This window comes from Candidatus Cyanaurora vandensis, assembly GCF_013285555.1.
Taxonomy (GTDB): domain Bacteria; phylum Cyanobacteriota; class Cyanobacteriia; order Gloeobacterales; family Anthocerotibacteraceae; genus Cyanaurora; species Cyanaurora vandensis.
Genome location: NZ_JAAXLT010000017.1, coordinates 1 through 22,909, shown reverse-complemented (window position 1 = coordinate 22,909; position 22,909 = coordinate 1). Strand labels below are relative to the sequence as shown.

Genomic DNA, 22,909 nt, shown 5'->3' with positions numbered 1-22,909 from the left:
CCCCCGTCCCCCTCACCCCCCGCGAGCGGCAGGTTCTCAAACTCTTGGTGGCGGGCTTAAGCAACCAGGAGATTAGCCAGAAACTCTTCATCTCCGGGGGCACCGTCCAAGTCCATGTCCATGTCATTTTGCGGAAACTCAATGTGCGCGACCGTACCCAGGCCGCCGTTGCCGCTCTCCAACAACACTTGCTTGAGGATTGACCGATGCAAGATGACGGACGACCCGACCCCGAGGAACTATTACGACAGCTACTCCAAAGCACCCATGGTCGTCACAAAATTTATCTCGGCTATGCCCCAGGCTCCGGCAAAACCTACCGGATGCTCAAGGATGCCCAAGCCCTGGTCCGCAAGGGCGTGGACTTGGTGGTCGGGGTGATTGAGACCCATGACCGGAACGAGACCCAACAACTGCTGACGGGTTTAGAAGTAATCCCCCTGCGCTCGGTGAACTACCAAGGGACGACACTGACTGAACTGGACCTCGCCGCTATCCTAGAACGCCGCCCCGCCACGGTCCTGATTGACGAACTCGCCCACACCAACGCCCCCGGTAGCCCCAACCCCAAACGTTATCAAGATGTGGAAGCCCTACTGAGCGCCGGGATTAGTGTCATCTCCACCATGAATATCCAGCACTTGACCAGTGTGGCCCCGACTGCCGGGATGTTGATTGGTCGCCCCGTGACCGAATTAGTCCCCGACTCCCTGTTGAAATCCGCCGCCGAAGTGCAACTTGTGGATGCCAGCCCCGAAACCATCCTCGAACGATTGGCCCAAGGTAAGGTCTACACCATGGGCCAAAATACCAGCAATTTCTTTCGTAAAAGTACCCTGGTCTTCCTCCGGGAACTGGCCCTCCGTACTGTCGCTGAAAAAGTAGATGCCAGTTTAATCGGGCTACAAAGTGGGACCACTGGCCCGGTCGGAGTCCGTGAACGCATCCTCGTCGCCATCAGTACCAACCCCGCTTCTGGGCGACTCATCCGCCGCGCCGCCCGCAAAGCCCAACTCCTTGATGCCGAGTTCTACGCCGTCTATGTCCAATCCCAAGCACCCACCCCCGCGCAAGAAACGATCCTCGCCGAGTTTAAACAGCTAACCGAGCAGGCGGCGGGGACTTTTGTGACCCTGGAGGGCCGGGATGTGGCCCGTATCCTGACTGATTTTGCCCTCCGTAAAAATATTACCCAGGTGATCATTGGGGAATCCCTGCGCTCTCCTTGGGAGGAATTGGTCCGTGGTTCTGTGGTCAACCGTCTCCTCAGAGCGACCACGGATTTGGATGTCCTCATCGTCGGTACCGAGTCCACGGGCAGCAATCCCGTCAGCCCCCCGCCAGTAGCCGAGCGCACCTGTTTAATCCACGGGGACGAGCGACGCAAACAGGGCTGCGGTTGGCACCAGATCTATCTCGGGGCCGCACCGGGTGTGGGTAAGACCTACGCCATGCTCACCAAGGCCCACGAACTCAAAGCCGAGGGACACGATGTCGTCTGTGGCGTGATTGAGACCCACGGACGCGCCGAGACCGCCGCCCTACTCACGGACCTAGAAGTCATCCCTAAACAGCAGACCACTTACCAGGGCCGGGTTTTCACCGAACTCGACCTCAATGCTGTCCTTGCCCGTAGACCAGAAATTGTCCTCATTGATGAACTCGCCCATACCAACATCCCCGGCCTGAGACCCGCCACCAACCGTTATCAAGATGTGGAAACCTTGCTCAGTCAGGGCATCCACGTCATCTCCACCATGAATATCCAGCACCTAGAGAGCCTCAACACGCTGGTCGAGCGTACCACCGGGGTCAAAGTTCGGGAGACCGTCCCCGATCTTGTCCTTGAATGTGCGGACGAAACGATCTTGATTGACCTCCCTGCCACGGAGCTCCAGGAGCGGTTACGGGAAGGCAAAATTTACGCCCCCGCCAAGATTGAACAGGCCCTCGCCAACTTCTTTCGCCGCGATAACCTCGCTGCACTCCGGGAATTACTCCTGCGCGAAGTCGCCGACGATACCACCCGCAAAACTGTCCCCACTGGAACCGACGCGCTCCTAGTCTGTTTCAATCTTCGGCCCAATGCCCAACAGTTAATCCGCCGGGGAGCACGGATCGCCAAACGGCTCACTGCCCGCTTCCTCGTTGCCCACATCCGTCCTGCTACACTGCTCACCCCTACCCAGACCCAAGAACTCCAACAACTCCAGCAGCTTGCGGGAGAATTGGGCGCGGTTTACCTCGAACGCCAGACGGAGGACATTGCCGAAACCATCGTTGCGATCACTCAAACCGAACAGATTACCCAACTAGTCCTCGGCGAATCCCGGCGCAGTCTCTGGGAAGAAGCTCTACATGGCTCAGTTATCGAAAAAATCCTCCGTCGCACCCGCAACCTCGACACCTTGATCGTGGGCCAGCGTGAAACTCACATCTAATACCCAACATCCCCAACAGCCTGTGAGGACAGGAACCTTAGGTTCCGCCCTCACGCTCCCGCCGACCCGCGGGGGCCGCGCACGGCCCCCACACCCCCATGCAACTAAAGCTCACCATTTAGTCCCCCACCACGGCTGTGCCCGACAGGGGGAGGGACCGTACTATACTCGAAGGCGTTGCTGGTAGCCGACATGACCTATTGCTTGGGTCTGCTCAACCGTCAAGGCTTGGTGATGATGGCGGATACTCGGACCCACTCCGGGGTAGACCACATCCATACCAATCCCAAACTGTTTGATTTTTCCTCGCTCGGTCAACGGGCGGTGGTCCTGATGGCCTCGGGGAACCGAGCCGCGACTCAGGCGGTCCTGGCAATGGTCCGGCGGGATTTGCATTTAGAAATTACGCCCAATATCCATACCCACAACACGCTCCACGAGACCGCGAACTACATTGGTGACAAACTCCGGCTTGTTGAGGCCCGTGACCGTATTCATTTAGAGCGAGATAACTTCAACTTCAATCCCAACTTCATCCTGGGCGGTCAACTGCCCGGTCAACCCCCGGAACTCTTCCAGATCTACACCCAGGGCAACCACATCCAGGCCAGTTATGAGACGCCCTATCTCCAACTCGGTGAGAGTAAATACGGCAAACCCATTCTGGACCGGGGCTACCGTTACCATGCACCCCTTTTTACGGCGGCGGTGAAGTATGCCATGCTCTCAATGAATAGTACCGTTCTCAGTAATGCCTCTGTGGGACCGCCGCTGGACTTGGTGATTTATGAGACCGATAGTTTTGTCCTCAGCCATCGCCACCGCCTCCAAGCCGATGACCCCTATCTCGTCAAACTTCAGGCTACTTGGGGTGAGGCTCTGCGCCAGACCATTTCCTGTTTACCCGACTTCCCCCGTCAGACGGGTTCCTCTAACTTGGGGGTTTACGGTAGTTTAGAGGACGATTCTGTCGCTGAGGGTTGAGGGATCAGTTCATGAAATCCGGTCTCAGGGTCCAGTTCCCGCCGAAACTCCCAGCCCATCGCCTCACCCAGCACCAACTCACAGGTTGTATAGACTAGACAACCCGTTAATAGATGCCCGCCCCTAGTCTGGCCCGTCGCGTCAGCGATCGCTCCGTGTAAGTGAACACCCGTGGGGCAGAGGGTCCCCGTGAGGGCAATCAGTTCAAATTTACCCGTGAGGATCGTTCCCGTTGCTGCTCCTGCAAACCGTAAACAAGCTTGGTGTAGACTCCCCACGGCACTCAACACAAACCCCGCCCGTAACGGCCTCATCTGCGCGAACTGGAGCAGTGCTTGGCGGAGGTCAGCCTCGGGTTTTAGGCGTAGAGCGAAGGTTTTCATGGCACCATTTGAATAGTCCTAAATATGTGAGTAACCCGGGTTGATCCAGCCTGGGTTAATCTAGGGGAAACTCACTGAGCCTGAGCGTGTATCCGATAGTTACCGATGGGAAAGAATTTGTTGCTGAACTCACCCAAGTCGGAGCCATGGCCCTCTGGGCTCCGCCCGAGGGCGGGTTTGAGGGGAACTACCAACGCCGGATGCGGGAGGCGGGCTATACCTCGCTCCACATGAGTGCGCGGGGTTTGGGGGACCCGGCCCGGTATTTGACCCAGACCCACGAAGTCCGCCCTGCTCACCTCGGTAAAAAAAGTACGATGGTTTTTGCTTTCCCGCCCCTGATCCAGACCCACTTGGCGAGTGTCCCGCCCAAGTACAAGGGTCTCCTGCTCTGGCTGATTGAGGGAAAAGTTTTGGCGGCCCAAGAACTAGAGTACTTAGTGGAATTGACGCAACAGGAGCCCCGGCTCAAAATTGTGATTGAGATGGGGTCAGACCGTAAAGTCCGCTGGCAGCCCCTCCTCAAACTACTGCAAGAGCGGGGCTTCTAACTCATGGAATGGCTGGCTGGGTTGTTGGCTCTAACTTTTGGGGCGGGGACGCTGGGGGGTGTGGCCCTTGACGTATTGCTTAAAGAACGCATCCTCGGTCAGCTCCAGAGCACGGAACGGCTAGAAGTGCGGGTCCAGAGTGTACCCAACTACCGGATTGCCCAGGGCGATATTGACCGGATTCGGGTGGCGGGGCGTGGGCTGATCCTCCGGCCTGGGCTGCGGGTGGCTCTGGCAGAACTGGAGACCGACCCGATCCGCTTGGACCTCAGTAACCTCAGCAACTTCAGTACCCCACTCAGAGCGGCAATTCGGCTGCAACTGACCGAGGCTGACCTCAATGCGGCCCTCAATACTCCCGAGGTCCTCGCGCCGCTGAAAGGGGTCCGTGCTGAGCTACCCAGTTTCCTGGGGGGCGTGGGTCAGATGGAAACCCTGGACTTTACGCAACCGCGTCTGAGCCTGCTCAAGGGCCAACTAGAACTCTCGGCTTTACTCGCTATCGTCGGCAAAACCCCACCGGGCCAAGAAATCCGCCTCACCGTCCGCACGGGGCTGACCGTCACCCAGGGGACGCGCTTGGGCTTCAAAAATACCCAGTTTTACCTAGATGAGGTCGCGGTTCCGCCGGATCTAGCTGAGATTTTTGCTGGTAGTCTCAATGATGTCATCAATCTAGAAGCCCTGCGCGCCCAGGGGACCACAGCCCGCATTTTGCAGTTAGACCTCAGCCCCGGTCAACTAGAACTCGTCGGATTTGCTCAGGTCGAACGGCTACCCGGATAAATTTTTGTTGCGAAAACCGGAGGTTCGCCGCGTAATTAGTAGAAAAAATTCACCTTAAACCGGGATTAAGTCGGTTTCCCGGCACTTGATCGCCCTAATTGTTACGTATCTTTAGGAACCGTCTAGCTCTGGCTTAGGCACGGCTTTTAAACAGGATTAAACTGACTAAAGATAGTGCGGAGTCAACAATGGCGGACGAAAAAAGAGTTGAGGAAATGGCGGCCCTACTCGCGGGCGGGGACCGAATGGGACAGATCCGAGCCGCCCTAGACCTAGTCCGGCTCAACACTCCCCAAGCGCAGCAAGCCCTCATCTCAGCTTTAAGTAACACCTCCGACCACTCACGGGCTTGTACCGCCATGGCCATTGGCAAACTCCGTCTCGGCGGGGCGGTGCCGATGTTAGTACGGATGCTCAAGGGCAACCAGTTTGGTTTTTTCCGCGACCGATCGGCAGAAGTGCGTCAGACCGTTACTTTTGCGCTTGGGGAGATTGGCGGGGTAGCGGCAATTAAAGCCCTCCAGATGGCCCACGAGAAGGATACCGATGAGGCTGTCCGCACTGAGGCCACCCAAGCCCTCGAAAAACTCAACGTCCTAGCCCACCGGGGTTAAGCCTTGCTAGTTGCCACTCCGCCATGCTTTGTTTTGCAGTGGGCACCCCTGGATTTAGCGCGGGTCTACAGCCTTGCCGATACCCCAGCGAACGGAGCGATTGTCCTGATGGTCGGGACAGTCCGCGCCAGTACCACCGGGCGGGCTGTCCGTTACCTGGAGTACGAAGCTTATACCCCCATGGCTCTAGCCGTTTTCCAAGACATCGGACGGCAGGTCCAACAACAGTGGCCCATCAACCAAGTCGTTATCCATCACCGGGTCGGGAAACTCCAGGTCGGGGAGGTGAGTGTGGCGATAGCCGTGGGTTCGCCCCATCGGGGGGAGGCTTTCGCCGCCTGTCAATTCGCCATTGATACCCTCAAACACCATGCCCCAGTCTGGAAAAAAGAACACTGGCTCGACGGCAGTAGCGATTGGGTCAGTATCGGCGACTGTGAAGCGCACAATCGCTAAAAGACTCGCCCAAATCTTTGTACAATCACGTGATGGGTGTTACCAAAAATGCGAGTAGCGAATTAGAGCGGCCCGCCCTGCGTGAACACACCAGCCAGTACCTGAGTAAAGACGGCAACCTCTTACTGCTCGGGGTACCGGGCAGTGGTCGTCGTCAATTCATTGAGCGGGCGGTGACGGATATCCAAGGGACCGTCCTCTACCTAGATTGTTTGCGGGCGACGGACCGGGTGCGGTTTGTAGGGTTATTAGCCCAGAGTTTTTTAGCGGGGTTTGGGGATTATGTGGCGGGGTTGGCGTGGGTGGGCCAGCATTTACCCCACAATCAAGTCCAGATTGACCCCCGGACCCGGCAGTTGAACCTAGTCTGTACGACGACCCGGACCTTAGAACAGGATTTTTTGACGCTATTGGATTTACCCCAGGCGGTGGCCCGCCATCGTCAACAGCGGGTGATTGTCTTTCTGAACAACTTTGTCCATCTCGGCAGTTGGGACCGTGATGAGAGTTGGCAGGCTCAGTTGCGCCGTCACCTGGATGAACTGCCCGATGCTAACTATGTCTTGGGCTACGGTCTAGGCAGTGGGCCGGATCTCGCGATTACCACTGACAATAACTATGAAATTGTGAAACTCATGCCCTTAGAAACCCAGTTGGTCGCCCGCTGGTTTGCCGCCCAAGGGTTTGTCTGCACACCGCCCGCCCGCGAACTGATTACGCGTCTGGTCCAGGGACATCTAGGGACCTGTGTTGCCCTCGCCCGTCGCCTCCCGGTGCTGGCCCTCTTGACAGAAACCGAAGTCCGCACGGCCCTAGCTCATTTGCTCGAAGACTTGAGTGCAACGTTTGAGACCTTACTCAGACAGCTACCCGCCATCCAGTCCCGGGTCCTCGAAACCCTAGCCCTCGACCCGACCCTGCATCCCCAGAGCAATGACTACACCCAAAAACATAGCTTACCCCGTGGGGGTTCCCTACAAGGTGCCCTCACCGCGCTGGTCAAAAAGGACCTCCTCTATGGCCCAGACAGTCAAGGGGATGACCAGATTGCGCTGGCTTATCAGTTCTGCCAACCGTTATTAGGGTTGTGGATTCAGCAATACTTGGCTTAGTCAGCGGACTCAAAGTAGGAAAAACGTCTGCTCGTTACGCTCCGATATGGCCTAAGGAACTGGCTGGTGTCTCTCCTAGGATTGGTGCCTAGGTTGAGAAAACTCGTTAAGTTTACAGCGTATCCACAAGCTAAAAACCATAGCAAGGAGAGCACCCATGGTCCAGAGCAGCGAAGGTAAGCCCGTAGAACTCCGGGAAGAAATCATTCCCGTGACCATAATTGAAGGGGAATTACAGGTCCTGGAAACTCCCCCTGAGCAAGGTACAGATAGCTCCCTCGGTACAACGGTCGGGGCCGCCGGGGGCGGTCTCGTGGGGGCGGCGATTGGCAACCTTGTTGGTGGGCGAATTGGGGCGGCGATTGGGGCAGTGGCTGGGGCTGTCGCTGGGGGTATCGCCGGTAGCCAAGCGGCGGAAGACTTGGGTCAAAAAGTAGACCATGTGGTCGGTGCGGTGAAGAACACCCTAGAAGAAGTCAAGCCTAAGGTGATGGGGGCTGTGGATGCCATCAAAACCACGGTGGAAGAAGCTAAACCCGGTGTTGTTGGGGCAGTAGATGCGGTCAAAGCAACCATCCAAGAGGCCAAGCCCGCTGTAACCGAAGCCGTGCAAAAAGTAGGTGCAAGCTTGGAGACCTCGGTGACTGGGGTGAGCGACGCCGTAAAAACCTCCCTTGAAGAGGCCAAACCTGGTGTCATGAGTGCCATAGATGCAGTCAAAACCACGGTGGAAGAAGCCAAGCCCGGTATCGTCGGTACGGTGGACGCGGTCAAAGCAACCATCCAAGAGGCTAAACCCGCCGTGACCGAAGCCGTTCAAAAAACCGGCGCGAGCTTAGAAGCCTCGGTTACTGATATGGGCGACACAGTAAAAGCTTCCCTTGAAGAAGCTAAACCCAGTGTCATGAATGCCGTGGATACCGTCAAAACCACAGTGGAAGAAGCCAAGCCTGCGGTTGCCAGCACGGTAGATGCGGTCAAGGACTCCGTGACCCGGTCCAAACCCGCTGTAGACCAGACTCTCCCAAACGTCGCTGAAGCAGCCCAGACTGCTACCGACCAAGCTTCAGAAGAGCCCAAAACGCTCAAGGCCGTGGACTTACCGCCCTTTGGTGCTACCCCTGGTATCTCGCCCTTGGTCAACGATGCCTACGCCGACGCGCTAGAAAAGGGCAAACCCACAACCATTGAGTCGGACAAGGGACTCTAAGCAGACCTCTCCTCCTCATTGGGCAATGAGGAGGGGACTAGCACCGCGATGTCGGGCAACTCCCGATAACGCTCGGCGTAATCTAGGCCGTAACCCACAATGAACTCATCCTCAATCAACACCAGACCCCGGTAATGAATGGGGACGGCGACTCGGCGGCGGTGGGGTTTGTCGAGGAGAGTACAGACTTGCACGGACCGCGCCGACAGTCCGCTCAAAATCCTCTGGAGCGTTAAACCCGTGTCCACAATGTCTTCTAGGACTATAACCGTCCGCCCAGTCAAATCCGCCATCTCACTAACCTGGAGCGCATCGGGGCTGGTTCCTTGACGGTAACTACTAGCCTGGATACAAGCGATTTCACACGGGAAATGTAACTGGCGGATCAAGTCAGCAGCGAAAACTAACGCGCCCTTGAGGACGACCAAGAGGACCACGGGTTCTGTGACTGCGCCGTAGTCCCGGTTTAGCTCCTGCCCGAGTCGAGCAACGGTTTGGGCGATGACGGCTGCACTGTAGAGAATTCTCAAGCTTGCCACGCATTGTAAGTATTCATTGCTTGGTCTAGATCCCGGTTGAGAGCTAATTCCACCGCCGCTGTTGCCGCATCCACAACTAGTGGGAGGACTTTTTTTTGCAGGGGCGAGAAGCGGCCTAGGACGTAATCCACCGTCTCTTGGCCTGTCGGTGGCTGGTCAATTCCTAGGCGCAACCGGGGGAACTGCTGGGTGCCGAGGTGTTCAATCAGCGACTTAATCCCGTTATGTCCCCCAGCGGAGCCTTCCTTGCGGAGCCGCAGCCGACCCACGGGTAGGGCCATGTCGTCGTAGATGACCAATAGTTGTGTGGGCGGGAGTTTGAGCCAGTCCAGAGCCGCCCGTACCGATTGCCCCGAACGGTTCATATAGGTCTGGGGTTTCAGTAGATAAACCTTCGGGCTCGTCCGCACTGCCCACCAACCCTGATAACGACGTTCCTCTTTGAAAGTGAGCCGCCAATGCTGAGCGAGTTGATCTAGCACCACAAACCCGATGTTGTGGCGGGTGTAGTCATATTGAGTACCAGGATTCCCCAAGCCGACGATGAGCCAATTCTCGATGATCAGTTCCTACCCAAATCAGCCTCAGCCTATCATCCCTAGCAATGCCAAAATAAGACCGGAACGCACGGGGATAATCATGGGCTTGATGGTGGATTTTGCTAAGACTAAAGCTTTGTTGATGGAGATTACCCTGGACCCCGATCTAGACCCGCAGGTCAATCTGGGGGTGGGGGACGATGATAATGAATTTCTCTTGTTGCTCCAAGGTAAGCGGATGGTGGCCTGTCAGATGGCAGACGATGAGCTATTGGAGGTCTTCACCCTGTACACCCAGGCCCACAAGTGGGTGGATCTTGATGCCGTAGCCGGTCCGGTTGCCTACGAAACGTTAGAGCTCGCCAGTACCACAGGAGCCGGGGTAGCCCTGTTGTGTGCCGAGAGTGGGGTGGTCGGCCTACAACTGATTGTCCACGAGGGAGCTACCGTCCTAGAGGTCGAAGAAGCCCTCCTCCCGGCTTTTCAGCAAGTCTGTACTTGGTTCTTACTCAATGTGGTCCGCCGGGTCAATTAAGTAAACCATCGAGAGCTAGCAAATATTCTTTGATGTTGCGGGCATTCCCCCCGAAATCAAATTGACCCATACGGCCTTTGGAGCGGACTTCTACGCGAGTCTGGGTCGGGGATTCCGCGCGGATGGTGACGTAGACATCATCGGTGAATTTCCAGAGATCAGTTTGACTGTAACCATGGACCGTCCCCGCTTGGGCATCCTGCGCCAATACCCCTTTACCCCGGGGCCAAGTCGTAAAAGCTTGCTGGGCGGCCTGGAAGACCTGGGTTGAGCTTTTGGTATAAACCCTCGGCTCCAAGCCCGGCTCCCCGGTCTGCGCCGAGTTAGTCGAGCTACCACAGGCCATCAGACTGAGACTCAAGCTTGCCACTAGTAACCGTACCAACCACTGCATCGCCCATCCCCAAAGTAAATCTGTCCTATGGATATCATTTCTGGCCCTGCCTGGGGAGAATTTATTTGCGTCCCGTGTCACCGGGTACGTCTTTGGGGTTCATTTATGACCTACTATTAAATTGAATTAAGCATGGGCAATCTAGGAGGATATTCCATGGCACTCGTGCCGCTTCGCGTACTGCTCGACCACGCCGCTGAACATGGCTATGGCGTTCCGGCCTTCAACGTCAACAACCTTGAACAGATCCGCGCCATCATGGACGCGGCCACCGAAGTGAATAGCCCCGTTATTCTCCAGGCTTCCCGTGGAGCCCGCAAGTATGCCGGAGAAGCTTTCTTGCGCCACATGATTCTGGCGGCGGCTGAGGAATATCCCCTGATCCCGATGGTCCTGCACCAAGACCACGGCAATAGCCCGACCACCTGCTATTCCGCCATGCAAAACGGTTTCACCAGCGTCATGATGGACGGCTCCCTCGAAGCGGATGCCAAGACCCCGGCGACCTATGAGTACAACGTTGCTGTCACCGCCGAAGTGGTCAAAGTGGCCCACGCGATTGGCGTAAGTGTCGAAGGTGAATTGGGTTGCCTGGGCTCTCTAGAAACTGGGATGGGCGACAAAGAAGACGGACACGGCGCAGAGGGTGTGCTCTCCCACGACCAGCTACTGACCGACCCGATCCAAGCGAAGGATTTCGTGGAGCAGACCGGGGTGGATGCCCTCGCGATTGCGATTGGGACCAGCCATGGAGCCTACAAGTTCTCCCGGAAGCCCGATGGCGCGATCCTGGCGATGGACCGGATTCGGGCTATCCATGAGGCTTGCCCCAACACCCACTTGGTCATGCACGGTTCTTCCTCAGTGCCCCAGGAATTGCTGGATGTCATCAATGCCTTTGGTGGCGATATGCCCCAGACCTACGGTGTACCCGTTTCCGAAATCCAAGAAGGCATCAAAAACGGCGTACGGAAGATCAACATTGATACCGACACCCGGTTGGCCTGGAGCGGCGCAATCCGCAAAGGTCTCATGGAAGACAAACGTGAATTTGATCCCCGCAAGTTCCTGATCCCCGCCACCAAAGCCATGTCGAAAGTGGTGCGTGACCGTCTGATCGAGTTCGGGACCGCCGGGAACGCCGACAAGGTCAAGTCCTTGACCCTGACCCAGATGGCGAAACTGTACGTGGACATGGCCCAAGCCCCTAAACAGGCCGTCACGGTCTAGTCCTGACCCAAAATTAATCCAGCCCTCCCACGGGGGGGCTTTTTTGTGGCCCTGACTGGGTACGGGCAGCACTAATCTGCGTCCAGTCAATCTGGTCATGGCGGTCCACCACCCAATCCACCCGCCGTTGCAACATATGAAAGGGTACTTCCGTGGGCAGGGCCAAGACTTCAAGCCCCACAGTCTGGGCCGCTAGAATTTCGGAATAGGTACTTACCACCGCAATCCCCTGCCAGGGCGCGAGCGGTTCTGAACTCAAGCTGGCTAGAGCGAGGCGGTAGCTAGCTGGGTCCGGTGCGGGCAGTGCATCCGTAGCCGTAATCAGGACCCCGAAATAATCGCTGTAGCCCAACTTCGCAAGCAATCGATCCAGATCGGTTTTCGCCAATCCACAAACCAGGGCACAGCCTAGGCCCAGTTGACGCACCTGGGCGAGGCTCTGCTCTACACCTGCTAAACGGGGTGGGTTTTTAAGGAAGCGTTCGCAGTAGAGTTTTTGTTTGCGCTCGACTAACTCCGCGACAATCTCGGCGTTGACCGCCCGTCCCCGCTGTTCGAGGATTTGCCATAAGCTTTGGTTCTCACTGACCCCGAGGCAGCACTGGCGATATTCACCCGGTTTGAAGACAATACCCCAAGGCTGGAGGATTTCAGCGGTCAGTTCACGATGCAGGGCAGCATCAGCCACCAAGACACCCCGGAACCCGAAGACAACGGCTTTGAGCGCACTGTCCACTCGTCAGGATTTGGCTTTGAGGATGACTTGGATCTCCGGTAGGGCAAAGACTTGTTGGGCCGCCTGCACGAGTTTATCGCCCCAGAGTTGTTCTTTGAGGTAGCTGGGGTCGCCGTAGGTCTTATTTAAGGTCAAGGCTTGACGGGCCAAGGTCAACCCCTGGGTGCGGTCGCCCTCCGCATAGAGAGCCACCCCCAGGGCTAGCCGGGGCTCAGGTGCAGTGTCATCTAGACTGCTGGCCTTTTGCCACTGGGCGATGGCAGTGGGGATATCGCCGAGCTCATAGCGTAGTAGACCAATGTTGTTGATGGCTTCCCAGTAATCTGCTTTGAGCGCAACTGCCTGTTCATAACTCGTCAGGGCTTTAGTGGTCTGCTGAGCCAGATAATAGGCATTCCCTAGGTCAAAATAGCCGCCAGCACTCGTACCATCCAGAGCCACACCGCGTTCTAGAGCATCAATGGCGGCGAAATAACTCTTACTCCGTAAGTAAGCTTGGCCTAAATAAAAGTGAAGACGGCTCTCTTGGGGGGTTAAGGCGAGACCTTTTTGAAAAGCAGTGACAGCTTGGGGGGCCTTATCCATGCCCAAGTAGACCCCGCCTAAGACCGCATAGAGTTCAGCGAGTTGGGGCGAGAGTTGGACAGCGAGTTCCAGGGCATTTTCAGCCTCCTCATAACGGTTAGCCCGCACCAGTAAAACGCCTTGCTGCGCCAATTGACGGGCCAAACGGTCAGTTTCCTCGGCATCCAGACGCGGTGGTGTGACTAAGGGGACCTGGGCTAAAGCCGGAACGCCGCCCAGTAACACCAAGACCACGGCTCCCAGTAGCCAATTCTTTTTCACGACCGGCCCTACTTGATTAGTTGTCCCATCCTATCACCAGCCCCCTGACCCAGGGCTACTAGCGGCAACCACTGGCCTTGACGGTGACACTATTGCCCGTCACGGCGGTCCCCCCGGTTAAGACGTTGACTTGATAGGGTTGCTTACGAGCACTCTGGGGCTTACCCGTCATACTGAAGCTGTCATTGACACCCAAGGGCCGCGCTGCCTGTTCGAAAACCGTTTTCATGGACTCATCACTGTACTTAAGGACCATTTTGAGGTCGTACTGTCCGTTCTTCTCAGTCCTGACAGTGGCGACATATTCGCGGTAGCGGACACCACTGGGGACGATAAAGTCACTATTCCAGTTGTTACCAGTGATGAGGGCCGAGGGCGGCGAGATAGATTTATTAATTGCAGTCAGCCCCGAACCCAAGACCTTGAGTGGGGTACAGGTGAGAGCCTGAGCCGCCGACGTGAAGCTCACTAAAATTCCCGCCATTAGACCTACGCGCTTTAGCATGACTTCTCCCAAAATTAAGTAATATTACTATAGATTTATCTTGCGTTTAACTGCGTATCTCTTAAGATAGTTTTTCGAGGGCGCGGATCTCTGAGAAGAAGCTTGCCATCGTCTGCCCGTTCCCTTGTTTCACCGTCACCGTCCGAATGCGGAGATTAGTACCACCAAACCAGATCCGCTCCTCTGTCAGTAAGTCCTCCTGTTGGGTATGGAGGGTGAGGACAGCTCCTTGCAATTGGTAGGTACCCTGGTAGGTTGTGGCTTGTTGAACAACCAGATTACCCGCCGCCTCAGAGGTCGGGATGAAGAGGAGGGTGGAGCGGCCCCGGAGGGCGGGCGTGCCTTGCCAAGTCGTCGTCAGTCCTCCCATCGCACCGGGAGCAGCTTGGGCTAATTCACTGGTGGGGGGCACCCAGTCCACCTGGAGTTCAAGTTTGCCCGCTTGGTCTTGGTCTGAGACTAAGGAAAAGCTGGAGCGTTGGGCTAACCATTTGCCCAAGTTGGCTTTTAAGAAGGTTTCCATGGTTACATGAGGGCGTAAATTCTATTGTGCCATGGAGGAGCGATGGGGGTGTTGGTCTTCGACTTGATGGATACAGTGGTGCAGGACCCTTTCTATGAACATATCCCCCGCCACCTGGGGGTGAGCTTCCAGACGCTCCTCACGCAAAAACACCCGACCAGTTGGCTGGAGTTTGAACGGGGTCAGATTGATGAGGCCGTGTTTTTGCAGCGTTTTTATCAGGGTGAACGGGTTCTTACTGATCCCCTGGCTCTCAAGGCGGCGTTTTTTGACTATTACGAGTTCCTGCCGGGGATGGAGGGGCTGCTACTGGACCTGAAAAAGCAGGGTGAGACCCTATGGGTACTGTCTAACTATTGCCGCTGGTTTGAGGATATCCGCCGTAAGTTGGACCTAGACCGATATTTCGCGGGCTATCTCATCTCCTATGAGTGTGGTTTTCGTAAGCCCGAGCCCCAGGCTTATCAGGCTCTTGAGGCGCGGTTGGGAGCTAGAGACGCATTAACTTTGATTGATGACCGTCTGAGCAATATCGAGGGAGCCGAGCAGGTGGGCTGGCGGGGCATTTTATTTAGGGGTGCAGACGGGCTACGGACACAATTAGGCGTTTGAGCGATTAAAATAACCCTATCGCTAGTTCTTGTGTGCGGTGATTGCCCTGTATCCCGGCAGTTTTGACCCCATTACCTTTGGGCATCTGGACCTCATTGAGCGTGCCAGTCGGCTCTATGCGCGGGTAATTGTGGCTGTGGCAACCGACAGCTGGAAACAGCCTCTTTTTGGCGTAGATAAACGCCAGGACCAGATTGCCTTGGCGACGCGTCACTTACCCAATGTGGAGACGGCTAGTTTTATGGGGTTGACGGTACGCTTTGCCCGTCAGCGGCAAGCCGAGGTTTTGATCCGGGGGTTGCGGGCGGTCTCGGACTTTGAACTGGAACTCCAGATGGCTCAGACCAACCGCACCCTGGGCGCGGATTTGGAGACCGTTTTTTTGGTGACGGCAGCGGAGTACAGTTTCCTCAGTAGCTCCGTTGTGCGGGAAGTGGCCCGCTTGGGGGGTCCGGTGAGTCACTTGGTCCCGGCCCATGTGGAGCGGGATTTGACCGAATATTTTAGTGGAGCTAAGCGATGAGTATTGACAAAGAGTTGGACCGTCTGGAGAGCTTGATCCTCGATAGCCCCCGCTTACCCCTGGGGGGACGGACGTTCATCAATGAAGAAGAGGCCCTGGATATTCTAGACCGGGTGCGGGTCAATCTACCCACGGAGCTTGCCGAAGCCGAGAGCTTACTCAAAAACCGTGATGCCATCCTCGCCCAAGCGCGTCAGCAGGCCAACCAAGTACGCGAACAATCCCGGACTGAGGGCGAACAACTGATTGCCGGGGCCAAGCGCGAAGCTGAACGCTATGTCAATGAGTCAGAACTACTGCGGACTGTCGAGCAAGAAGCCAGTCAAATCCGCGCCCAAGCCAGCCGAGAGCTAGAAAATTACCAACGGCAAGCTGAGGAACTGCGCGAAAAAACCCGCCTGGAGACCGAGCGGATGCTAAACGAGACCCGCCGTCAGACCGAGACCATCCAGCAAGAAGCCGATGCCTACGCCGAGAAGGTCCTTGCCCGTCTTGATGGGGACCTCGAACGTGCCTTACAAGTGGTCCGCACCGGACGGCAACAGTTACAGAAGCCCTAGTTGTTCACCGACTTGGAGCCGGGACCCGTTGCTGTAGTCCCAAGCCGACTGACTTTTTTTACCCGCTGGTTGGACCTGGGTAACGAGCAGTTGACCCGCGCCCGTGCTGACCTGGAAACCCTGGAATTTGACGAGTTGGGTCACGGTCCCCCACGGGCTAAGGCTGGGTTGGTCCACGGGCTGAGTCTGGAGAATTTTGAGGCGTTGGGCGCGGTGCTGGGTATAGACCTGGGGATAGAAGGCCCGGACGCGGTTGTGGATCACGGTAGCGGGCGCGTCCCAAGGTATGACGAGGTGTTGCGGGGTGATAAGGGGCGCGTAGCTACTCTGGCTGGGGTCTTGGGGGATAGGGGTGAGGCTGGCGAAGGTGGTGAGGGTCGTGATGAGCAGGTCCGCGCCAAGGGGCGCTAATTCCTGTAAGAGGTCCGCACTCGTCGCCGTGGTGGGGATGGGGAGGGTCGTCTTCAGGAGCATGGGTCCAGTATCTAGGCCCGCATCCATCAACATCGTCGTGATCCCCGTGGTCGTCTCCCCATGAAAGACCGCCCACTGCACCGGAGCCGCCCCGCGATAGTGGGGTAACAGCGACCCATGGACATTGATACAACCTAAGCGAGGCATGGCAAGGACCCGTGGACTGAGGATCTGCCCGTAGGCGACCACTACGAAAAAATCCGCGTCTAGATTCTCTAAAGCCAGTAGAACGGTCTCAGCCTTGCGTAACCGCTCAGGCTGGTAGACGGGCAATCCCTGGGCCAAAGCAAGCTGTTTGATGGGCGGGGCGGTCAGTTTCCCGCCGCGTCCGGCGGGACGGTCCGGCTGAGTCACGACTGCTAGGACCTGGGTGGATACCAACAACCGCTCCAGCGTCGGTACAGCAAAATCAGGTGTCCCAAAAAAAACTACTTTCACCATGATTCCACCCAAAAAGTTGACAGCTGACCCCACAGACGTTACCTTGAGAAATGCGGTCCTCGGTAGCTCAGCGGTAGAGCGATCGACTGTTAATCGATTGGTCGCAAGTTCGAATCTTGCCCGGGGAGCCAATTTTAACCTTGAGAGTCACCTAGCGGTGGCTCTTTTTGTTGGGCTTCAGTAGCCTTGGGCAGTCATATTGATGTATTGGTCTGGACCGAGACTGGTTAAACGTTCCACGCCCGTCACGATGCGCCCGTCAGAGTGTAGTTCTAACCAGCGATAGCCCGGTAGGACCGTGTCTAGGGCGAAATCCGGCGTTCGGGGCTTGAACTGGATACAGGTAGAAGGGGTCGCCATCAGCAACAGTTCTCCATCCTGGCGAGTGTAATCCTGGTGGATGTGGCCCCACACTACCCCCCGCACTTGGGAATACTGCCGCACTAAGTTCAAGAAATCCGCGCCGTTCACCAAACCGATACGCTCTAGCCAAGCACTACCCATGGAGAGCGGATGATGATGGAGACAGACCAGCGCGTAGTGTTCAGGATGGGTAGTTATACATTCTGTTAAAAATGCCAATTGGTTCCCTGTCAAGCATCCACTTACCTGCTGGGGTTGAGTGGAGTCCAGTAGAATAATCTGCCAGGGCGGGAGCAAGACCTGTCTTTGGGCCGAAATCAGTCCTCCCGTCAAGGCTTGGGCCATCGCCGCAGGATTGTCATGGTTGCCGGGAATCCAATACACCGGTAGGTCCAGGGGTAGTAGTAGCGCGCGGAGAGATTTATAGGCTGCCACTGAACCATCCTGGGCTAAGTCCCCGGTGGCAAGGACGACATCCACGGGCCAATGGTGATTCTTAAAATGCGCTAGGACTGCCTGAAAAGACTGCTGGGTATTGAGACCGAGTAGGCCCCCCTCAGGACTGTGATAGAGGTGCAGGTCGGTAAATTGTACTGCTCGCCATGGGGTCATTCGGTCCATACGCTATCTCCTAATTGCCGACTACCCCGTTATTTCATTAACGATAATGGATGATAACTCTGGTTTGGCGTCTAAATTCCTAAGATAATGCTTTGATATCATACAAAGGTGAAAAAACTTTTTTGGTTAATGATCCTAGTCGGGCTCGCTCAACCTTTGGCAGGAGTGCCCTTAATGGAAGGGATGGTCCAGGGGACTGAACGGGTGTTGAGGGCCGGGGAGTCTTTGACCACTCCCACCACCCGGGCCGACCTGCTTTTTGCCGATGGAACACTTATTCGAGCCGACCGGGGGAGTGAGTTTAGCTTCCAGATGGAGCGCGAGATTATCTTGACGCGGGGTGCGCTGTGGCTGCGGGTCCCGGCGAATAGTGGGGGACTGGATTTGAGGGTAGATGGGCTAACGGTGACGGGAGCGGGGGGTAGTGTGGTTGCCCTGCGGCGCGGAGATGGTACGCTCCAGTTCATCGCGCTGTACCACGATCCACGGGGACGGTTACAGGTGCAGGGGCGTGGTTTAGCCCCGCAAGCCTTGGGGATTGGGCAGGTTTTGACCATCACGCTAGCTGACCGTCGAGCCAAGCGTTTATCCGTAGCTCAGTTCGTAGACTTGGTACCTTTACTCAAGTCAGGACTTTTTGACCAATTGTTAACCCCTACTACACCACCGACAGCGGCAACCACGCTCTCGCCAGAGTTAGCAACTGCACTGATCCCAGCTCTCAGTGAGATTCGGCAGGCCTTGGCCCACCAAGGAGAACTCCTGAGTACGGGTCGCTTGGTGCGTCGTCCTTAAGACGACCTTTAATAAGTTCAACTCCCTACAATAGTGAATCCAAAAGTAGTACACTTATCATGTTATCAGCTTGAAGTGAGAAAAAATTGGACTTACCATACAAATGGACCCCAATAACTCCGCTTTCTGATCAAGATCGTACGCTTGATCTTGCCGCAATCGCTTCATTGTACGAGTCATGGAAAATTACTAAGGTACGCTACCAGGGTGTTCGCAAAGATTCATTGAACCGTTTCAACGAAGAACTTATCCGACGTTTAAGCATTGAAACTGGTATCTTAGAGCGGCTCTACGACCTAGATTATGGTACCACTGAAGCTCTTGTCGCTTCCGGCTTTGTAGAGGACCTAATTTCAAGGTCTAGTACGAATATTGAGCCATCAGAGCTAATAGGTATATTACAAGATCATGAGGCTGCCATTAAGCTTGTTATGGATGCTATTGCAAAAAGTAGACCCGTCACCAGAGGATTCTTGCATGAACTTCATGCAATATTGACACGACACCAAAAAATAACGCCAGCGGTTGATAAATTCGGGAATTATTTTGAGATCCCGCTGCTGCGCGGTAAGTTCAAAGAACAACCGAATAACCCACGTCGTCCTGATGGCAAGATTCACGAGTACTGCCCTGTCATTAGTGTTGATTCTGAGGTAGACCATCTTCTTAAATGGCTCCAAGAGTACGAAAATGAAGATCCGGTACTCGTTGCAGCATGGCTACATCACCGATTTACGCAAATTCATCCCTACCAGGACGGGAACGGACGGCTCGGTAGGACTTTAACAACACTTGTTCTACTACGGGCAGATTTGTTACCCATCGTTATTGACCGGAGTATTTGGTCTGAATATATTAGCGTTCTCGAAAAGGCTGATTTCGGTGACCTAGGACCGCTTGTACAACTATTTGCTAGACTTGAGCGCAGAGCAATATTACAAGGACTAAGTATAACGGATCTTAGAATTGAAAATTCTCAACAAAGAGCACTCACATCAGAAGTTATTGATAGCCTTACTATAAAATTTCAACAGAGGCGAGACCAGCAATACATCCAGCTACGCGAGGTAAATGACCTTGCGCAGCTACTTAGAAGTCGGACACAGCAGCTAGTTAGGGAAAAACTTGAGGCTCTCAAAAAACCAATATCTTATATGGGTACCCCTAAGACTAAAATTATTTTGGGTGGACCCGAGAATAATAAATCGTACTGGTATAAAAATGAAGTGATAAATTCAAGTAAAGCTTCGGGAAACTTTATTAACTTTTCCGAAAATCACTATTTTGTTAAGGCTACGATAGAAATCAACACTGAGCGGCTCGTTTTTATTGTGTCTTTTCATCATGTTGGTCGGGACCTTACAGGAGTTATGGAAGTCACAGCGTTTGCTCGTTTTGAGTCAGGCGAGGAAAACGAAAAGTGGGTACCATCTAGCTTTTTTTCCTGCTCTCTGGAGCCATTTGTTATTACATGGAAGACCAGCGAAACAGATGTAGGTACATCCTTTGAATACTGGCTCGATATAGCTCTAGCAATGGCAATTCAAGAATATGCGGATAGGCTTTAGGTTTTAATTAGCAATTGTGATAGGTGGACCTGAGATGTAATCCAGTGGAGGAGACGGGATTAAGATTTTACGATCCAAGTCGGCTTACGATATTGTAGAAGGAGTAATTTTCCTTGCCATGCGTCCCCACCACCTCGCTGCCAGTCTGGTCTTGATTACTTTTTTGAGTGCCTGTGGGTCTACCGCCCAGACCATCGCCTCGGGCAACCCTAACGCCAGTAAACTGATCCAGGAAGTCTGGCAAATCATCAACCGCGATTATGTGGACGGGACTTTTAATAGTCAAGACTGGTGGCAAGTCCGTAAAACCTATCTCGCCCAAGCCCCCAACTCCACGACCGCAACCTACCAAGCCGTTGCCGAAATGGTCGGCTCCCTCAAAGACCCCTACACCCGTTTTTTACGCCCCAAGGATTACCAACAACTCCAGACCCAGGTCAGTGGTGAACTCTCAGGGGTGGGCCTACAAATTGCCTTGGCCCCGGAGACCAACGAATTGACGGTGATTGCCCCTATTGAAGGCTCCCCGGCTTACCGGGCAGACCTCAAACCCCGCGATATCATCCTGGCAATTGACGGAAACCCGACCAAGGGGATGGATTTGGATGTGGCGGCGGAAAAATTACGGGGGGCAGCAGGGAGTAAAGTCACCCTCATGGTGCGCCGCGAGACCAGAGAATTTACCGTTGCGCTAGTCCGTGCCAAGGTCGAGATTAACCCGGTTCGCTCGGAGGTCAAGACTGTGGCAGGGGTGCCTTTGGGCTATATTCGCTTGCCAGCCTTTAACGGTAACGCCACGGCTGAGGTGAAGCGGGCCATCCAGGGCTTAGAACGTAAGGGAGTCCAAGGCTATGTGCTAGACCTCCGGCTCAATGGTGGGGGGCTATTGGGGGCTGGGGTGGATGTGGCGAAACTCTGGCTACCAGCCGGGAAAACGATTGTCGCCACCGTGACGCGCAAGGGGGTCCGCGACGCCACCCGTTCCTCGCCCTTGGGTCCCTTGACCACTAAACCCTTGGTCTTACTCGTAGATAACGGGACCGCCAGTGCCAGTGAGATTCTGGCGGGCGCACTCCAGGACAATAAACGCGCTCAACTGGTCGGGACCCGTACTTTTGGTAAGGGCTTGATTCAACAGGTTTATTCGCTAGCTGATGGTTCAGGGCTAGCCGTCTCGATTGCCAAATACCAAACCCCCGCCGGTCGTGATATTCACAAAGTCGGCATTGAACCGGATGTAAAAGTAGAACTCCCTGCGGATTTTCCCGCCGCTGCTCTTGCCACTGCCGAGGACCCCCAGTATCTGGCCGCGACCCGGATCTTGACACAAGTGGCTAAGTCCTAGGGTCCAGAACTCAACGGAGCCTAGGGCCGATACACTACCTTGCGGGTCTGCCCCTGCTGAGCAGACTGGGCGCAGGCGGTGAGCTTGGTGAGGGTCTGGAGTTGCTGGAGTAAGCAGGTGGTAGTAAACGGTGAAAGGCTTGCCTGCTTGGTCGTACTGCACCAACTCGGGATACACCCTAGCTACCGCCTCGGCAATCAAACCGTACTGCAAGGGGTGAGTACCATCCTCAGCCGTATTCTTATAGCGGAACGCCACCGTATGCAAGTTCATCAACTTATCGCTGGCACTGCCAAGATCTGAGACATCGCGTTTGAACCGCCGGGAGGAAGTGAGCGTACCCAACTAACCGTTGATATTGACAAAGACTTGAACCCCACCACTGGCAGTTATCCCCGCAATCCCAGCAAAAAAAGTTTTGCTTTGTTTACCTTGGGTACCAATCCGGCTCACTTTGTTGTCAGTAGCGAAAGCAGTAGGTAACTATGTATGGCGAGTAAAGTTTCTGTTCATGATTTTCTCCAGTAGGAGAGGGCACATAGTTCTTGACACTCCCACGGCTGAAGACCGTGGGATTCTAAAGAGTCCACAGGCGAACTCTTGAAGGCGTAGTCAAAGCGCCTCTAGCCACTCCCTCAAGGCGTAGCCCCAAGGTTGTGCTTACTTTTCTCAGGATGTTACCTGCTCCGTTGGCATCGGAATTGAGCCGTAGCCCTTCCTTAGTTAAGTACTGTCCACGTCCTAAACTATCCTTCTTTTTGCCGCGTTTGCCTGAAACTGGCCACCCTTCGGGTTTTGCACCGAATGTATGTAGTGCATCATTATCAATGAACGACGCTCGGGATGTGTAACTCTCCTCCGTTTCTACAAAGTCTAAGCCGTATTGCTCACACCATTGCTTGATGCGTTCTTTTAACCTCCCGGTGGGTATCTGGACAAACTTTTGGTCATTTACTGTACCCAGCTTGCAACTATCTTTTTGTCCTTTATTCCAACCAAATACAATTGTTCCTATTTTATATTTGAGGGAATGATTGATGACTAATCGTGCTGCTTTATTGATGGCATCCCGCATTTAAATTGCCATGACTTCAAAATCAGTAATCCCTTCTTGCTTGTCGGGGGTTTTATTGGGTAAATTCGTGACCAAGCGATACTCACTCCTAGTCTGGATATCGCAAAAATTAACGACTCTATACCAACCAGAATCCTTTCCTCCCCCT

27 protein-coding genes, 1 tRNA gene and 2 pseudogenes are annotated in these 22,909 nt (G+C 55.0%); 18 read left to right on the top strand and 12 right to left on the bottom strand.

Annotated features, from left to right (window positions below; translation table 11 throughout):
• From HFM78_RS01325 to HFM78_RS01315, 3 genes are all read left to right on the top strand, one after another.
• Positions 1 to 203 (top strand): response regulator transcription factor (locus HFM78_RS01325; RefSeq protein WP_287127610.1); only part of this gene is annotated, 203 nt, incomplete at its 5' end.
• A gap of 3 nt (positions 204 to 206) precedes the next feature.
• Entirely contained in the window at positions 207 to 2,441 is a 2,235-nt protein-coding gene (locus HFM78_RS01320) for a universal stress protein (RefSeq protein ID WP_287127609.1), read from the top strand.
• A gap of 192 nt (positions 2,442 to 2,633) precedes the next feature.
• Complete coding sequence (locus HFM78_RS01315) at positions 2,634 to 3,425, top strand: peptidase (protein WP_287127608.1); 792 nt, start codon at positions 2,634 to 2,636, stop codon at positions 3,423 to 3,425.
• On the opposite strand, the gene HFM78_RS01310 is transcribed toward HFM78_RS01315, so the two are convergent.
• Positions 3,386 to 3,808, bottom strand: coding sequence for a PPC domain-containing DNA-binding protein (locus HFM78_RS01310; RefSeq protein WP_287127607.1), 423 nt, complete (start codon positions 3,806 to 3,808; stop codon positions 3,386 to 3,388). The two genes, HFM78_RS01315 and HFM78_RS01310, sit on opposite strands and share 40 nt — an antisense overlap.
• Positions 3,809 to 3,894: 86 nt before the next feature.
• On the opposite strand from HFM78_RS01310, the gene HFM78_RS01305 reads away from it, so the two are divergent.
• The 6 genes from HFM78_RS01305 (at position 3,895) to HFM78_RS01280 (ending at position 8,537) form a co-directional block, all read left to right on the top strand.
• On the top strand, positions 3,895 to 4,359 hold the full coding sequence (locus tag HFM78_RS01305) for an NAD(P)H-quinone oxidoreductase subunit N (protein ID WP_287127606.1): 465 nt from the start codon (positions 3,895 to 3,897) through the stop codon (positions 4,357 to 4,359).
• Positions 4,360 to 4,362: 3 nt separating this feature from the next.
• Positions 4,363 to 5,145 (top strand): DUF2993 domain-containing protein, encoded by a 783-nt coding sequence (locus tag HFM78_RS01300; protein WP_287127605.1) that lies wholly within the window; start codon positions 4,363 to 4,365, stop codon positions 5,143 to 5,145.
• Positions 5,146 to 5,333: 188 nt separating this feature from the next.
• Positions 5,334 to 5,759 (top strand): HEAT repeat domain-containing protein, encoded by a 426-nt coding sequence (locus HFM78_RS01295; RefSeq protein ID WP_287127604.1) that lies wholly within the window; start codon positions 5,334 to 5,336, stop codon positions 5,757 to 5,759.
• A 3-nt stretch (positions 5,760 to 5,762) separates the two neighbouring features.
• Positions 5,763 to 6,215: a molybdenum cofactor biosynthesis protein MoaE gene (locus HFM78_RS01290; protein ID WP_287127603.1), complete on the top strand. Its 453-nt coding sequence runs from the start codon at positions 5,763 to 5,765 to the stop codon at positions 6,213 to 6,215.
• A gap of 32 nt (positions 6,216 to 6,247) precedes the next feature.
• Positions 6,248 to 7,327, top strand: a complete 1,080-nt coding sequence (locus HFM78_RS01285; protein WP_287127602.1) for a hypothetical protein — start codon at positions 6,248 to 6,250, stop codon at positions 7,325 to 7,327.
• A 157-nt stretch (positions 7,328 to 7,484) separates the two neighbouring features.
• Complete coding sequence (locus HFM78_RS01280; protein ID WP_287127601.1) at positions 7,485 to 8,537, top strand: glycine zipper domain-containing protein; 1,053 nt, start codon at positions 7,485 to 7,487, stop codon at positions 8,535 to 8,537.
• Here the strand turns inward: HFM78_RS01280 and HFM78_RS01275 are convergent.
• Positions 8,534 to 9,076: a phosphoribosyltransferase gene (locus HFM78_RS01275; protein ID WP_287127600.1), complete on the bottom strand. Its 543-nt coding sequence runs from the start codon at positions 9,074 to 9,076 to the stop codon at positions 8,534 to 8,536. The two genes, HFM78_RS01280 and HFM78_RS01275, sit on opposite strands and share 4 nt — an antisense overlap.
• Positions 9,064 to 9,642: an aminoacyl-tRNA hydrolase gene (gene pth / locus HFM78_RS01270; RefSeq protein WP_396034830.1), complete on the bottom strand. Its 579-nt coding sequence runs from the start codon at positions 9,640 to 9,642 to the stop codon at positions 9,064 to 9,066. Before pth ends, HFM78_RS01275 begins: the two co-directional genes overlap by 13 nt.
• Before the next feature lie 73 nt (positions 9,643 to 9,715).
• On the opposite strand from pth, the gene HFM78_RS01265 reads away from it, so the two are divergent.
• Entirely contained in the window at positions 9,716 to 10,150 is a 435-nt protein-coding gene (locus tag HFM78_RS01265; protein ID WP_287127599.1) for a hypothetical protein, read from the top strand.
• On the opposite strand, the gene HFM78_RS01260 is transcribed toward HFM78_RS01265, so the two are convergent.
• Positions 10,143 to 10,544: a DUF1499 domain-containing protein gene (locus HFM78_RS01260; protein ID WP_287127598.1), complete on the bottom strand. Its 402-nt coding sequence runs from the start codon at positions 10,542 to 10,544 to the stop codon at positions 10,143 to 10,145. The genes HFM78_RS01265 and HFM78_RS01260 overlap by 8 nt on opposite strands.
• Positions 10,545 to 10,700: 156 nt before the next feature.
• Between HFM78_RS01260 and fba the strand changes: the two genes are divergently transcribed.
• On the top strand, positions 10,701 to 11,774 hold the full coding sequence (gene fba / locus HFM78_RS01255; RefSeq protein ID WP_287127597.1) for a class II fructose-bisphosphate aldolase: 1,074 nt from the start codon (positions 10,701 to 10,703) through the stop codon (positions 11,772 to 11,774).
• 13 nt (positions 11,775 to 11,787) lie between these two features.
• On the opposite strand, the gene HFM78_RS01250 is transcribed toward fba, so the two are convergent.
• From HFM78_RS01250 to HFM78_RS01235, 4 genes are all read right to left on the bottom strand, one after another.
• Positions 11,788 to 12,510 carry an HAD family phosphatase gene (locus HFM78_RS01250; protein WP_287127596.1) on the bottom strand — a complete coding sequence of 241 codons (723 nt, stop codon included), beginning with the start codon at positions 12,508 to 12,510 and terminating at the stop codon, positions 11,788 to 11,790.
• 3 nt (positions 12,511 to 12,513) lie between these two features.
• On the bottom strand, positions 12,514 to 13,356 hold the full coding sequence (locus tag HFM78_RS01245) for a tetratricopeptide repeat protein (protein ID WP_287127595.1): 843 nt from the start codon (positions 13,354 to 13,356) through the stop codon (positions 12,514 to 12,516).
• A gap of 58 nt (positions 13,357 to 13,414) precedes the next feature.
• The gene (locus HFM78_RS01240) at positions 13,415 to 13,861 is read right to left on the bottom strand and encodes a hypothetical protein (protein ID WP_287127594.1); all 447 of its coding nucleotides are present in this window, start codon (positions 13,859 to 13,861) and stop codon (positions 13,415 to 13,417) included.
• Between the two features lie 61 nt (positions 13,862 to 13,922).
• The gene (locus HFM78_RS01235) at positions 13,923 to 14,384 is read right to left on the bottom strand and encodes a phycobiliprotein lyase (protein ID WP_287127593.1); all 462 of its coding nucleotides are present in this window, start codon (positions 14,382 to 14,384) and stop codon (positions 13,923 to 13,925) included.
• 42 nt (positions 14,385 to 14,426) lie between these two features.
• On the opposite strand from HFM78_RS01235, the gene HFM78_RS01230 reads away from it, so the two are divergent.
• From HFM78_RS01230 to HFM78_RS01220, 3 genes are read left to right on the top strand one after another with little or no spacing between them, the layout of a single operon-like run.
• A complete protein-coding gene (locus HFM78_RS01230; RefSeq protein ID WP_287127592.1) occupies positions 14,427 to 14,996 on the top strand; it encodes an HAD-IA family hydrolase in 570 nt (189 codons plus the stop codon).
• Between the two features lie 37 nt (positions 14,997 to 15,033).
• The gene (gene coaD, locus HFM78_RS01225; RefSeq protein WP_287127591.1) at positions 15,034 to 15,519 is read left to right on the top strand and encodes a pantetheine-phosphate adenylyltransferase; all 486 of its coding nucleotides are present in this window, start codon (positions 15,034 to 15,036) and stop codon (positions 15,517 to 15,519) included.
• Positions 15,516 to 16,079, top strand: coding sequence for a hypothetical protein (locus HFM78_RS01220; RefSeq protein WP_287127590.1), 564 nt, complete (start codon positions 15,516 to 15,518; stop codon positions 16,077 to 16,079). The genes coaD and HFM78_RS01220 overlap by 4 nt, the downstream gene beginning before the upstream one ends.
• Here the strand turns inward: HFM78_RS01220 and fmt are convergent.
• On the bottom strand, positions 16,065 to 16,994 hold the full coding sequence (fmt, locus tag HFM78_RS01215) for a methionyl-tRNA formyltransferase (protein WP_287127589.1): 930 nt from the start codon (positions 16,992 to 16,994) through the stop codon (positions 16,065 to 16,067). The genes HFM78_RS01220 and fmt overlap by 15 nt on opposite strands.
• A 56-nt stretch (positions 16,995 to 17,050) precedes the next feature.
• On the opposite strand from fmt, the gene HFM78_RS01210 reads away from it, so the two are divergent.
• Positions 17,051 to 17,125 (top strand) — tRNA-Asn (locus HFM78_RS01210).
• A 46-nt stretch (positions 17,126 to 17,171) separates the two neighbouring features.
• Here the strand turns inward: HFM78_RS01210 and cpdA are convergent.
• Positions 17,172 to 17,978: a 3',5'-cyclic-AMP phosphodiesterase gene (gene cpdA / locus HFM78_RS01205; protein ID WP_287127588.1), complete on the bottom strand. Its 807-nt coding sequence runs from the start codon at positions 17,976 to 17,978 to the stop codon at positions 17,172 to 17,174.
• Positions 17,979 to 18,107: 129 nt separating this feature from the next.
• On the opposite strand from cpdA, the gene HFM78_RS01200 reads away from it, so the two are divergent.
• From HFM78_RS01200 to HFM78_RS01190, 3 genes are all read left to right on the top strand, one after another.
• Positions 18,108 to 18,773: a hypothetical protein gene (locus HFM78_RS01200; protein WP_287127587.1), complete on the top strand. Its 666-nt coding sequence runs from the start codon at positions 18,108 to 18,110 to the stop codon at positions 18,771 to 18,773.
• Between the two features lie 86 nt (positions 18,774 to 18,859).
• Positions 18,860 to 20,341 carry a Fic family protein gene (locus HFM78_RS01195; protein ID WP_287127586.1) on the top strand — a complete coding sequence of 494 codons (1,482 nt, stop codon included), beginning with the start codon at positions 18,860 to 18,862 and terminating at the stop codon, positions 20,339 to 20,341.
• A 118-nt stretch (positions 20,342 to 20,459) separates the two neighbouring features.
• A complete protein-coding gene (locus tag HFM78_RS01190) occupies positions 20,460 to 21,686 on the top strand; it encodes a S41 family peptidase (RefSeq protein ID WP_287127585.1) in 1,227 nt (408 codons plus the stop codon).
• A 171-nt stretch (positions 21,687 to 21,857) separates the two neighbouring features.
• Here HFM78_RS01190 and HFM78_RS16065 read toward each other — a convergent pair.
• Positions 21,858 to 22,031: pseudogene (locus HFM78_RS16065) on the bottom strand (tail fiber domain-containing protein); the annotation flags it as partial.
• Positions 22,032 to 22,263: 232 nt separating this feature from the next.
• Positions 22,264 to 22,761, bottom strand: a pseudogene (locus HFM78_RS01185) (IS200/IS605 family accessory protein TnpB-related protein); the annotation flags it as partial.
• Between the last annotated feature and the right edge of the window lie 148 nt (positions 22,762 to 22,909).